The 13,735-nt window shown below is 33.9% G+C and carries 11 protein-coding genes; 4 read left to right on the plus strand and 7 right to left on the minus strand.

Annotated features, from left to right (window positions below):
* Window positions 1–115: 115 nt before the first annotated feature.
* The 4 genes from OZP09_RS13710 to OZP09_RS13725 all read left to right on the plus strand — a co-directional run bounded on the left by OZP09_RS13710 (window position 116) and on the right by OZP09_RS13725 (window position 6,533).
* Window positions 116–724: a hypothetical protein gene (locus tag OZP09_RS13710; protein WP_281309534.1), complete on the plus strand. Its 609-nt coding sequence runs from the start codon at window positions 116–118 to the stop codon at window positions 722–724.
* A complete protein-coding gene (gene mfd / locus OZP09_RS13715) occupies window positions 717–4,082 on the plus strand; it encodes a transcription-repair coupling factor (protein WP_281309535.1) in 3,366 nt (1,121 codons plus the stop codon). Before OZP09_RS13710 ends, mfd begins: the two co-directional genes overlap by 8 nt.
* 782 nt (window positions 4,083–4,864) lie before the next feature.
* A complete protein-coding gene (dinB, locus tag OZP09_RS13720; RefSeq protein ID WP_281309536.1) occupies window positions 4,865–5,947 on the plus strand; it encodes a DNA polymerase IV in 1,083 nt (360 codons plus the stop codon).
* 67 nt (window positions 5,948–6,014) lie between these two features.
* A complete protein-coding gene (locus tag OZP09_RS13725; protein WP_269234304.1) occupies window positions 6,015–6,533 on the plus strand; it encodes a PAS domain-containing protein in 519 nt (172 codons plus the stop codon).
* 50 nt (window positions 6,534–6,583) lie between these two features.
* Here the strand turns inward: OZP09_RS13725 and OZP09_RS13730 are convergent, their stop codons facing one another.
* From OZP09_RS13730 to OZP09_RS13760, 7 genes are all read right to left on the minus strand, one after another.
* The gene (locus tag OZP09_RS13730; protein ID WP_269234305.1) at window positions 6,584–7,357 is read right to left on the minus strand and encodes a Bax inhibitor-1/YccA family protein; all 774 of its coding nucleotides are present in this window, start codon (window positions 7,355–7,357) and stop codon (window positions 6,584–6,586) included.
* A 162-nt stretch (window positions 7,358–7,519) separates the two neighbouring features.
* Window positions 7,520–8,911, minus strand: a complete 1,392-nt coding sequence (locus OZP09_RS13735) for an NADH-quinone oxidoreductase subunit N (RefSeq protein WP_281309537.1) — start codon at window positions 8,909–8,911, stop codon at window positions 7,520–7,522.
* Between the two features lie 57 nt (window positions 8,912–8,968).
* A complete protein-coding gene (locus OZP09_RS13740; protein WP_269234307.1) occupies window positions 8,969–10,408 on the minus strand; it encodes a complex I subunit 4 family protein in 1,440 nt (479 codons plus the stop codon).
* 10 nt (window positions 10,409–10,418) lie between these two features.
* The gene (nuoL, locus tag OZP09_RS13745; protein ID WP_269234308.1) at window positions 10,419–12,302 is read right to left on the minus strand and encodes an NADH-quinone oxidoreductase subunit L; all 1,884 of its coding nucleotides are present in this window, start codon (window positions 12,300–12,302) and stop codon (window positions 10,419–10,421) included.
* Between the two features lie 6 nt (window positions 12,303–12,308).
* Window positions 12,309–12,629, minus strand: a complete 321-nt coding sequence (gene nuoK, locus OZP09_RS13750; RefSeq protein WP_017494599.1) for an NADH-quinone oxidoreductase subunit NuoK — start codon at window positions 12,627–12,629, stop codon at window positions 12,309–12,311.
* Window positions 12,629–13,168: an NADH-quinone oxidoreductase subunit J family protein gene (locus OZP09_RS13755; protein ID WP_223681330.1), complete on the minus strand. Its 540-nt coding sequence runs from the start codon at window positions 13,166–13,168 to the stop codon at window positions 12,629–12,631. The genes nuoK and OZP09_RS13755 overlap by 1 nt, the downstream gene beginning before the upstream one ends.
* The gene (locus OZP09_RS13760; RefSeq protein WP_269234314.1) at window positions 13,169–13,714 is read right to left on the minus strand and encodes a NuoI/complex I 23 kDa subunit family protein; all 546 of its coding nucleotides are present in this window, start codon (window positions 13,712–13,714) and stop codon (window positions 13,169–13,171) included.
* Between the last annotated feature and the right edge of the window lie 21 nt (window positions 13,715–13,735).

The raw sequence follows: 13,735 nt of genomic DNA on the forward strand, positions 1-13,735 counted from the left end.
TAACTTTGTAGCTTAATGTTTTACCACGTTGAAATCGCCATTACCAAAAGTTTACTCAGGCAGCAATAAATGAAGGTGATATCATATAGGGGCATTGAAAATAAATTTAACACATATGAAATACAAAATAGCTCTTGTTCTGCTTTTAGTTTTTATACTGAACTCCTGTCAGGATGAAAATGAAAAACGTCTTGCAGAAAACAAAAAAGAAGCAAAAAAGAAAGAAATCATTTTTAATAATATAAATAAAGAATGGTCATTTATTGACGAACCAATCAATGAAATCTCAGAGAAAAATGCAACCGACTGGAAAGAGTGGGGAGAATTTTTAAAAGAGCTGGGTGGAAAGCCCAGAAAAACGATTGGGGCATTCCAAAAAAAAGCTGCTGCTATTGCAAAAAAGGCAATGGCATTAAACAATAATATTCCTGCACAATTCAATCAGCCTCAAATCAGAAGCCGAATTTCTATTTTGATTACTAAAGTAAAAATGATGGATTTATTCATTCATTTGCAAAAAATTCCGGATGATAAAGTCACTTTTTTAATTGGAGAAATCAATAAAGAATTAGTTTCATTACAAAGACAAATGGATAAAATTGTCGAAAAAAGCAAAATTCCGCAAGAAGAAGGGGAGTCTGATTTTTTAAGAATGTTAGATACTGCCCGGGCGATCCCGAATTCGATGCCACCAATAGATCAAAATTTACCTAAAGTTGAGTAAAAACGCCTTATATACCACCTATGATAATCTGCCAAAAGCTGAGCAGATTGCAACAAGTTTACTGGAAGGGAATCAGATAAAAATGAACATCAGCGGATTGTTAGGATCTGCAGTATCATTTATAATCCGGTCTGTCTTCAAAAAAACCGAACTGCCTTTTTTAATTGTTTTAGACAATAAAGAAGAAGCCGCCTATTATCTAAACGATCTGGAACAAATGATTGGTGAAGAGGATGTATTGTTTTATCCTGCGTCTTTCCGTCGCCCGTATCAGGTTGATGAAACTGATAATGCGAATGTTTTGCTTCGTGCTGAGGTTTTAAATAGAATTAATTCCCGTAAAAAACCAGCTGTAATTGTTACGTATCCGGAAGCACTTTTTGAAAAAGTGGTTACGAGAAGAGAACTCGATAAAAACACTTTAAAAGTAGCTTTGAACGATAAAATTTCGATAGATTTTATCAACGAAGTCTTGTTCGAATACGAATTCAAAAGAGTAGATTTTATTACAGAACCCGGAGAGTTTTCGGTTCGTGGGGGGATTGTCGATGTATTTTCTTTTTCAAACGATCATCCATACAGAATCGAATTTTTTGGAAACGAAGTAGACAGTATCAGAACTTTTGATGTAGAAACGCAATTGTCTGTAGAAACGCATAAAAAAATCACGATTATCCCGAATGTCGAAAACAAACTTTTTCAGGAAAATCGCGAAAGCTTTTTAGATTATATTGCAGAAAAAACCGTTCTTTTCATTCAAAATACTGAAGGACTTTTTAGTCAGTTGGACAAACAATTTGCAAGAGCAGAAGAAGCTTTTGAGAAACTTTCGAAAGAAATAAAACACGCGACGCCAGAGCAATTGTTTTTAAATCAGGCGTCGTTTATAAAAAGATCTTTGGACTTTTCTGTTGTAGAATTGGCTTCAAGACCCGTTTATAAAACGACTAAAAAATTCGAATTTCATATTCAGCCTCAGCCTTCGTTCAACAAACAATTTGATTTATTGCTGAATAATTTAAGCGAAAATCATTTTAACGGATATATCAATTATTTGTTTTGTTCGAATGATACACAGGCAAAACGTTTTCACGATATTTTTGAAAGTTTAGATGAAGCCAATTCAGAAAATATCCGAAAACAATATCACACCATTGTACTGCCTTTATACCAAGGTTTTATTGATGAAGAAAACCAGATTACAGCTTATACAGATCATCAGATTTTTGAGCGTTATCATAAATTCAACATCAAAAACGGTTATTCTAAAAAGCAGAATATTACGTTAAAAGAACTGACGGCACTTTCTGTGGGCGATTACGTAACACATATCGATCACGGAATCGGGAAGTTTGGCGGACTGCAAAAGATTCAGGTCGAAGGAAAAACACAGGAAGCCATAAAACTGGTTTATGCCGATAATGATATTGTGTATGTAAGCATTCACTCGCTTCATAAAATCTCAAAATACAACGGAAAAGACGGAACGCCTCCAAAAATATATAAATTAGGTTCGAACGCCTGGAAGGTTTTAAAACAGAAAACCAAAGCGCGCGTTAAACATATTGCATTCAATTTGATTCAGCTCTATGCAAAGCGCCGTTTAGAAAAAGGTTTTCAGTTTGCGCCAGACAGCTATCTTCAAAACGAATTAGAAAGTTCGTTTATTTATGAAGATACTCCGGATCAAACCAAATCAACGGCAGAAGTAAAAGCAGATATGGAAAGCGATCGCCCAATGGATCGTTTGGTTTGCGGTGACGTTGGTTTCGGAAAAACTGAAGTTGCGATTCGTGCAGCTTTTAAAGCCGTTGACAATAGCAAACAAGTGGCCGTTTTGGTTCCGACTACTATTTTGGCGTATCAGCATTACAGAACTTTTTCGGAACGTTTAAAAGATATGCCCGTTTCAATCGGTTATTTAAACCGATTTAGAACGGCGAAACAAAAAAAGCAAACGCTACAAGATTTAGCCGAAGGAAAACTTGATATTGTTATTGGAACACATCAATTGGTCAATAAAAATGTGGTTTTCAAAGACCTTGGTTTATTGATTGTCGATGAGGAACAGAAGTTTGGAGTAAACGTAAAAGATAAACTAAAAACGATTGCTGCGAATGTTGATACGCTGACATTAACGGCAACGCCTATTCCGAGAACGCTTCAGTTTTCATTGATGGCTGCGCGCGATTTATCGGTGATAACAACGCCTCCGCCAAATCGTTATCCGATTGAAACGAATGTGGTTGGTTTTAATGAAGAAATTATCCGCGATGCAATTTCGTATGAAATTCAGCGAAACGGACAGGTTTTCTTTATCAATAACCGAATCGAAAATATAAAAGAAGTGGCCGGAATGATTCAGCGTCTGGTTCCAAATGCAAGAGTCGGAATTGGTCATGGACAAATGGACGGCGCTAAACTCGAAGAATTGATGTTAGGTTTTATGAACGGCGATTTTGACGTTTTGGTCGCAACCACAATCATCGAAAGCGGATTAGACGTTCCAAATGCCAACACGATTTTCATTAATAATGCGAATAATTTTGGATTGTCAGATCTGCACCAAATGCGTGGTCGAGTAGGTCGAAGCAACAAAAAAGCATTCTGTTACTTCATCTGCCCGCCGTATTCATCCATGACCGAAGATGCCAGAAAACGTATTCAGGCGTTGGAGCAGTTCAGCGAACTCGGAAGCGGTTTCAACATAGCTATGAAAGATCTTGAAATTCGTGGTGCCGGAGATTTATTAGGCGGCGAACAAAGCGGTTTCATTAATGAAATTGGTTTTGATACGTACCAAAAAATCATGAACGAAGCGATTGAAGAATTGAAGGAAAACGAATTCAAAGATTTATATCCTGAGGAAAATGATATTGATACCAAAGAATATGTAAAAGACATTCAAATTGATGCCGATTTTGAGTTATTATTCCCAGATGAGTATATCAATAACGTTTCAGAACGTTTGGTTTTATATAACGAATTGGGCGCTATAAAAGACGAAGCCGGATTACAGGAGTACGAGAAAAAATTAATCGATCGCTTTGGACCATTGCCAAAACCCGCCGTTGCTTTATTGAACAGTATCCGAATAAAATGGATTGCAACAAGGGTCGGAATTGAGAAATTAGTCCTTAAACAAGGCAAAATGATTGGCTATTTTGTATCCGATCAGCAATCAGATTATTATCAATCTGCTAAGTTTAGAAAAGTTTTAAATTTTGTTCAAAAACAAAGCTCACTCTGCAAGATGAAAGAGAAACAAACCGTCAACGGATTACGTTTGCTATTGACTTTTGATAATGTGAAATCAATAAAACGGGCTTTGGAATTAATGGAGCTGTTTGAAGAATAGTTGTTTTTTTAGGAGCAGATAATTTCGTTTCAACAGGCCCTCAGTCCCGCTATTCCTTACAACCTTTTGTGCCGAACCCCGGCACAAAAGGGTTTTCAGTCCTATCGGGGCTAGGTTAGAAGTATATTGATTTTAAGCATTTTGAAAAGTAAACATAAAAGCCCGAATGAAATTTCATTTGGGCTTGCTTTTTTAACAAATTCGTGTAATTGTGAATTTAAAAGTTTTTTGCTTTAAAGTTTATTTTATTGATTGGCTGTAAGATAAATTTTCAAAACAAAAAAAAATCACCCGGGGGAAGGTGATTTAATTGGTCAATTGGTTTTTTGGTTTAGATAGTTCATCATGAACCCAAAATGCTTGCATTTATTCGATGCTGTCTTTTTGTTTTCTGATAATATTTATAGATATGCTGAGTCATTATGATTTATCTTAAGAACTCATGCGTTTCTTTCCTGATATTTAAAACTTGTTTTTGTTTGTAATTTTCAATTCACTTTTACCGGAATGTATTATGTAATTCGTTTCGGTACGGCAAATATATAAAAATATTTTTCGCAATTATTGATATATAAAAAAACTTATTTTATTTTTTTTTATGCTTAAATTTTTAATAATGAAAATAAGTGCCTCGTTTATTGAGATATTTTAAATGTATATGATTCATTTTATTAGTCCCGGAAACGATTTTTATTAGGAATTAAATAAAAAATTGAATTTTCTGAAAAACATTTGACCAATTTTGATAACTCAGATTAGCTGTTCTTCTTTAAATTTGTAGTATGTCTGAAACTCCAGTTTATCGAAAAATAATCCACATCGATATGGATGCTTTTTATGCTTCGGTAGAGCAAATGGATAATCCTGCTTTACTGGGAAAGCCTATTGCAGTTGGAGGCTCAGAGAATAGAGGCGTCGTTTCGGCAGCAAGTTATGAGGCGAGAAAATTTGGTGTCAGAAGTGCTATAAGTGGTGTTTTAGCCAAGAAATATTGTCCCGAAATCATATTTGTCCGGCCTCGTTTTGAACGTTACAAAGAAATTTCATCTAAGATTCATAAAATTTTTCATGAATACACAGATATGGTTGAGCCACTTTCGCTTGATGAAGCGTATCTTGATGTGACCCAAAATAAAAAAGGAAATCCAAGTGCCTCTTTATTAGCTCAGGAAATCAGATTACGAATTTTAAACGAAGTTGGGCTTACAGCTTCTGCAGGCATTTCTATAAATAAATTTGTAGCTAAAATTGCCAGTGACTACAATAAACCCAATGGACAGAAGACGGTAAATCCGGATGAGGTAATTCCGTTTTTAGAAGAATTACCGATCAGAAAATTTTATGGCGTTGGAAAAGTGACGACAGAAAAAATGTATCAGTTGGGTATTTTTACAGGATTAGATTTAAAAAGTAAATCGCTTGAGTTTTTAGAAAAACACTTTGGTAAATCAGGTAAGTTTTATTATTACGTTGTAAGAGGAATACATAATAGTGAAGTAAAACCTTCAAGAAATACTAAATCGGTTGCATCAGAACATACTTTTGATGTCAATCTCACATCCGAAATTTTTATGCTGGAACAGCTCGAAAAAATAGCTGCTTCGTTGGAGAAAAGATTAAAAAGATACAATGTTTCAGGAAAGACGGTCACGCTTAAAATTAAATACAGCGATTTCACGCAACAAACCAGAAGCAAGACTTTACCTTATTTTATTTCTGATAAAAGCTTAATTTTAGAAAGTGTTGAAGAATTATTATATCAGGAACGAATGAAAGATTCTGTTAGATTATTAGGAATTTCTTTGAGCAACCTCAATACAGAGCAAAAAAAAGCAGTAGTTGTACAGTTAAAATTTGCCTTTTAAATGAATATTAATTTAAAAACGGAATATTACAGAGAAATTTGGCTAACTTTATATATAAATTTTTTTTATGAATTCTGTAAATAATTATGGCGTGTTTCTCGAAGAATATGAGGCAAATCTAAATTGCAACTCTGTTCCGATACTTTGCTGGGATTTTCATTATGAATCCATAAATGAACTGAAAACATTTTCTTCCGACTTAAAAAGAATCAAAAACATTTCTGATAAATTTAAATGGGAAATCACGCATTTAGATATTAACGAACGGCTGAAACAAGAAGTTGTGTTGATTACAGATCCGGAACAGAAAATAATTTTTGCTTCTGAAGGAATTACTAAAATGACAGGTTATACCGAGAAAGAAATTTTGGGAAAAGGGCCAAAAATGTTTCAGGGGCCTATGACTTGTCCTTCAGTTTTAAATGAAATTAAAATTGCAATCGAAAAACAAATTCCTTTCGAAAAAACAATTTTAAATTATAAAAAGAATGGTGAAACCTATAATTGTACCATTCATGGTTTTCCTGTTTTTAACCTGAAAGGGAATTTATCACATTTTATAGCTTTTGAAAAAGAAGCAGCATAAAAAAAGCCTTTTTGAATTTCAAAAAGGCTTTTTTTATTATAGGAAAAGAATTAATCTCTGCTTGCAAATTTTGATAATAATCTAAGGAATTCAATGTACAACCAAACTAAGGTAATCATCAATCCCATAGCGCCGTACCATTCCATAAATTTTGGCATTCTTTGCTGTGCACCTTTTTCAATTTGGTCAAAATCCAAAAATAGGTTTAGTGCAGCAACAATGATTACAAAAACACTAATTCCGATACTCATCAATGAATTTCCATGATGAACAGGCGTGTAGTTTGTAAACATAGAAACAATCCACGAAATTAAATAATAAGTTGCAATTGCCAGTGTAGCAGCAATAACTACTGATCTGAATTGCTCATTTACTTTTACAATTTTAAATTTATACAATCCCAGACAAACTAAAAATGTAACTAAAGTTGCTCCAACAGCATTAATTACGATTCCTGGAAATTTAGCCTCGAAAATAGCAGAAATCCCTCCGATAAATAAGCCTTCAAACAAAGCATAACCGGGAGCTAAATAAGGAGAAGCCTGTGGTTTGAATGCTGAAATTAAAACCAAGATAAAGGCAACAATAGCACCACCAATAGCTGGCAGCATTGCGTTCATTCCGTTAAATGCCATCCACCATGTCAACATTGCTCCGGCACATAACAATAAGAATAAAATAGCTGTTTTATTGATAGTTCCGGATATAGTCATATCCTGATTGTAATCAATAATTTGTGCATGATGCACTTCTTCAGTTTTTGAAACAGCGTTTGAAGAAAAACGTTTGTCGCTTAAAAATGGATTTTTCGAATTGAAGTTCATATTTCTAATACATTTATTTGTACTCAAATATAAGTAGTTTTTTTGATGTTCAATTGTTTCTGTAATTTTTTTAACATGATTTTTTCTTCTGAATAAATTCATCTTAAAAATAAAAAATCCATCCTTGTGGGGATGGATTTGATATATTTGAATTGAATGTTTTTAATTCAATAAGTCTAAAACTAATGATGGAAATAAGCCTAAAACAATATTTAAAGCAATTGAAATAACAGCTACAGCATAGATAAGAAATGGTTTTCCGGTACGCTCCTGATTCGGTTCTTTTGAATACATAGCCAATATCAGTTTGAAATAATAACCAACACTAATGATAGAATTGATAACAGCAACTATCACTAAGATAATATGACCAGCCTGAATCGTCTGATTAAACAAAAATAGTTTGGCAAAAAATCCTGAGAAAATCGGAATCCCGGCCATAGATAATAAGGAGCCGGTTAATATTGCAGCCAATAACGGATTTGTTTTTCCTAAACCGTGAAAGTTAGTAATATCTTCGTTGTCTTGATTTTTACATACATATAAAATTACACTAAAAGCAGCAATCCCAGCCAAAGCATAAGCCGCAGTATAGTACAATAAAACTCCTGCTGAAGTAGCTACAGTTAAGAAAGTCATTAGCATAAAACCGGCATGAGAAATTCCTGAGAAAGCCAGCATACGCTTTACATTTACCTGACGCAATGCCATAATGTTACCAACAGTCATCGAAGCAATTGAAATAATTACGATGATATTCTCGAAAGTGTTTAAATGATCCTGATTTTCTAAAGACGGTATTAAATTTAAACCCGAAATTAATTTAAATAAAGTTGCAATGGCTACCACTTTTGCCAAAGTGCTCATTAAGGCTGTGGTTAATGCAGGTGAACCTTCGTAGACATCCGGAGCCCAAAAATGAAAAGGGACTGCGGCTATCTTAAATAACATTCCGATGGTTACCAAAATCATTCCGATAGGGAACCAGATTGGCAATTCGGCAGATAGAGAAAATTCGCTGATTTCAACTACATCGAAACTTCCCATTGCTCCGTAGATCAGACAGATGCCGAATAAAATAATTCCTGATGCGAATGAACCCATCAAAAAGTATTTCATACCTGCTTCGTTACTTTTCAGATTCAAACGGTCACTTGCCGCAAGAACATAAAGTGCAATAGATAAAATTTCAATTCCAAGGAAAAACATCGCTAAGTTTCCAAAAGAAACCATAGCAACGGCTCCTGCTAATAAAAATATTTTTATGGCAATAAAATCAGAAATCTTTGTCTGATGGTTTTCATAAAAATTATGGCTTAACGCTACAAGAAAAATAGTTAAGATGATAAACAATGATGAAAAAGCAGTAGAGAATTTACTCACTGTTATCATGTTGTAATAGTAACTTTCTGTTGATCCAAATTCATAAAAATTAAGCGCCAATACACCCAATAAACCTAAAATGGTAAACGGAACGATGCCCTTTCTAAAATTTAGAATTTCAAACAATAGGCAGAAAACACCTAATCCTGTTATAGCTATTAATGTATTCATTTTTGTTTTTTTGATTTAGGAAATCTAAAACGCCCTAATTTATTTTTATTTAAAATATTAATTTTTATTGATAACGTTTAAAATCGTTTCTAAACTTGGTGTAATCAAATCTGTAATTGGTTTTGGATAGAAACCAAAGAATAACAAAACAGCAATGATTACAGTAAATGAAATTCCTTCGTTAAGTGTAACATCTGCAAAAGTTTTAGAATTCGTTTCACCTAACATTACGTGCTGAAACATTCTTAACATATAGTAAGCTCCTAAAATAATTGTGGTTCCTCCAAGAAGAGCAAACCAGATATTAACTTGGGAAAGACTGTATAAAACTGTAAATTCCCCAACAAAGTTAAATGTACCAGGCAAAGCAACAGAAGCTAAAACCAAAATTAAAAACATCGAGGTAAATTTTGGAGATTGCGTACGGATTCCACCCAATTTAGAAATTTCCCTGGTTTCAAATCTTCTGAAAATAACTTCAGCAGCAAAGAATAATCCAACAACTACAAAACCGTGAGCGATCATTTGTAAAACCGCACCTCTTAAACCATCAAGAGTTAAAGTGTATGATCCTGCTGCGATTAATCCTACGTGAGCAAGAGAAGAATAAGCTAATAATTTTTTCAAATCATTTTGTCTCAAGGCTACAATAGAACCGTAAATTACACCTGCAATTCCAAGAGCGATAAAGATGTACATGTATTCTTTAGCAGCAAGAGGGGCGATTGGCAATTGCCATCTGATAACACTATAAAGTCCCATTTTTAGCATGATACCAGATAAAAGCATCGTTCCAACAGTTGGTGCTTTTTGGTACACATTTGCCTGCCATGTATGAAAAGGAATAATTGGAATTTTAATAGCATAAGCCAAGAAGAAAGCCAAGAAAATCCAGAATTGTTCGCAAGCAGATAATTGTACTTTATATAAATCTTCGATTAAGAAAGAACCTGCTTTTTGATATAAATAAATAAAAGCAGTTAACATGAACAGCGAACCTGCAAGCGTGTAAATAAAGAATTTAACCACTGCTTTTCTGCGTTCATCAGCATCTCCGTTGCCCCATATAAGCGCAATAAAGTAAATTGGAATTAAAGCTAACTCCCAGAAAATATAATATAAAAGACCGTCTGCAGCAAGGAAAGTTCCTGTCATAGCAAACGCCATGAAAAGAATCAATCCGTAGAAAGCTTTTGAGTTTTTATATTCATTTCCAAAAGAAGAAAATATAATAACTGGAGTAAGAGCTGCAGTTAATAAAACCATTGCTAATCCTAATCCGTCAGCATTTAAAGCGAAAGAAATTTTCGGTTGTGTAATCCAGCTGTTGATTACGCTGATATTTTCGCCGGCATTATAATTATTCAATAATACAATTGAACATCCTAAAGCAGCTAAACTAAAAAGCAAAGCAACTTTTGAAGCTAGTTTGTCACCGGAAAAATAAGTGGCAAAGGCACCAATTAAGAGTATAATTAATATAGTAGAAACGTTCATAGTTATAATATTATTGAGCTAAAAATATATAGGAAATAATGGCACACATTCCTAAAACAAAAACAAACAGATATAATCCGATACTTCCCGATTGTAATTTCTTTCCTTGAAAAGCAATTTCATTCGTTACTTTACCTAATCCAAAAACAAGATTAGATAAGCCAGTTTCAATATAATCTCTAAAGAATTTAGATAAAGCATTAATTGGCTGTACAAATATTGCATCGTAAATTTCATCTACATAATATTTGTTGTATAAAACTTTTGCTACGCCAGTAATGTTTTCATCAGATTCCGGAACATTATCTTGTTTGAAATATTTAATGTAAGCAATCAAGATTCCTAATAATCCACCAACAACAGCAATACCCATTAAAGTATATTCTGTTGCACCTAAATGATGTTCTTCGCCAGCTGCTTTTGTAAAAAGAGGAGCAAGATATTCGTTTAACCAGCTGTTTCCTGGCAAACTGATTAATCCTCCAAATGTTGCTAAAATAGCTAAGATAATAAGTGGAATAGTAATTAAAGAACCACTTTCGTGTAAATGATGTTTTTGCTCTTCAGTTCCTCTGAATTCTTTGAAGAAAGTCAGGAACATTAAACGAAACATATAAAAAGCTGTCATGATTGAAGCAACAGATCCAACAACGTATAATGGAATACTGTGGTGGAAAGCCGTCATTAAAATTTCATCTTTTGAGAAGAATCCTGAGAAAAATGGAACTCCGGAAATAGCTAACGATGAAATCAACATCGTCCAGAATGTAATTGGCATTGCTTTACGCAGACCACCCATTTTGCGCATATCCTGTTCTCCGTGTAAACCGTGTATTACAGATCCAGAACCTAAGAATAAACAAGCTTTAAAGAAAGCGTGTGTGATTACGTGAAAAACAGCTACTTCATAAGCGCCAAATCCTAACGCTAAAAACATTAAACCTAATTGTGAAACGGTAGAATAAGCCAATACTTTTTTGATATCGGTTTGAACTAATCCAATTGTCGCTGCAACTAATGAAGTTACAGCCCCAACAATCGCAATAACATTTTGAACGTCATGAGCTAAATCAAACACAAAGTTTAATCTCGTTACCATAAAAATACCAGCAGTAACCATTGTCGCTGCGTGAATCAATGCAGAAACAGGAGTTGGTCCGGCCATCGCATCAGGCAACCACGTATATAACGGAATTTGAGCAGATTTACCACAAGCTCCTATGAACAAACATAAAGCTGCTACAGAAAGTAATGGTAAATTCAAATTTGAAGCTCCGGCAATTGCCGTTTTTAAAGTTGCATAATCTAAAGTTGAGAACATTGAACCGATTATGAACATTCCGATTAACAAACCTAAATCCCCAATTCTGTTCATGATGAAAGCTTTTTTCGCAGCATCATTGTAATCCTGGTTTTTATGCCAGAATCCAATTAATAGGTAAGAACAAAGTCCAACACCTTCCCATCCAATAAATAAAACTAATAAGTTGCTTCCAATTACAAGTGTGATCATAAAGAAAACGAACAAATTCAAATAAGAAAAGAATTTGTGCAAATTTTCATCGTCATGCATGTAGCTAATAGAGTATAAGTGAATCAAAGATCCAATCCCGGTTACGAAAAGCAACCAAAGAACAGACAACTGATCTAATAAAAATCCAAGATTGATTTTTAAGTTACTAATCTGAATCCAGTCAAATAAAGTAACTTCTATCGCTTTTCCGGTTGACGTAATTTGATTAAAAAGTACAAGGGTAACGATAAAAGAAATTGCTACAGCCATAGTTCCGATTGCTCCTGAAACTGTTTTGCCTAAGCTTTTTCCAAAGAAAACATTAATTAAAAATCCTAAAAAAGGAGTAAGTACTAATAGTAAAGCTAAATTGGTATCCATTTCTGTTTATCCTTTTAAATTTTTTAAATTATCGATACTAATCGAACCTAAATTTCTAAAGATCGAAACTAAAATAGCCAATCCAACCGCAACTTCAGCCGCAGCAACTGCCATCGAAAAGAACACAAAAACCTGTCCCTGTGCATCCTGATGATAAGTAGAAAAAGCCACAAATAAAAGGTTTACCGCATTCAGCATGATTTCAATAGACATAAAAACAATAATTGCATTTCGTCTGTACAATACACCAAAAATACCAATACAAAAAAGTACAACACTTAAAAAGATGTAGTTTTCTATACCTATTTGATTTAATATATTACCCATTATTTATTTAATTTTTCTTTTTTAGACAATAATACTGTTCCAATCATTGCTACCAAAAGCAAAATAGAGGCAAATTCAAACGGAACCATATATTCGTTCAGTAATATTTTACCCAACACTTTAATAGACTGGAAATCTTCTCCGGTTGAGTCATATTCGCCAACAATTGGTTTTGAGTTAATGAAAATAGTAATTAATACAATAACAATTAGACAGAAAGAAACAATCGCACCCAAACGTGTAATCCTTGGTTTGTGTACCTGATGGCGTTCGTTCAGATTCATCAACATGATGGTAAACAGGAACAGAATCATAATCGCACCAGAGTAGACAATAATATGTACGATAGCCAAAAACTGGGCATTTAATAATAAATAGTGACCTGCAATCGAAAAGAAACAGATTACTAAATAAATAGCACTGTGAATTGGGTTTCTGCTAAAAATGGTCAAAAAGGCAGTAATTACCGTGATAAACGCTAAGAAACAAAATATAACTTGTACAGTAGTTGCGTGTGCAAAATCAGGAATATGTATCATTTAGTTAGCATTATTAAGTTGAGCATTTTTGATCGCCATTTCCAACGGCATCACTAATCTGTCTTTTCCAAAAATGAAATCTTCTCTTTCATAACTAGAAGGAACTAATACTTTTGAAGTCGTCAAATAAATAGCATCTTTTGGACAAGCTTCTTCACAAAGTCCACAAAAAATACAACGAAGCATATTGATTTCGTAGATTTCAGCATATTTTTCTTCTCTGTACAAATGCTTTTCATCAGCTTTACGCTCGGCTGCCTTCATTGTAATGGCTTCAGCAGGACATGATAAAGCACACAGACCACAGGCAGTACAGTTTTCACGGCCTTGTTCGTCACGTTTCAGCATATGTTGGCCACGATAAACCGGACTCATTTCACGAACCTGTTCAGGGTAATGAATGGTAGCTTTTTTCTTGAAAAAGTGTTTAATGGTAATTAATAAACCTTTTACAATCGCCACAAGATACAATCGCTCCCAAAAAGTCATCTCTTTGTTAGAGACCACTTTTTTTCTACCCGATAATGATATAGTTTCTATTGACATTTAAAGTATAATTTGTGATTC

The organism is Flavobacterium flavigenum (assembly GCF_027111255.2).
Taxonomy (GTDB): domain Bacteria; phylum Bacteroidota; class Bacteroidia; order Flavobacteriales; family Flavobacteriaceae; genus Flavobacterium; species Flavobacterium flavigenum.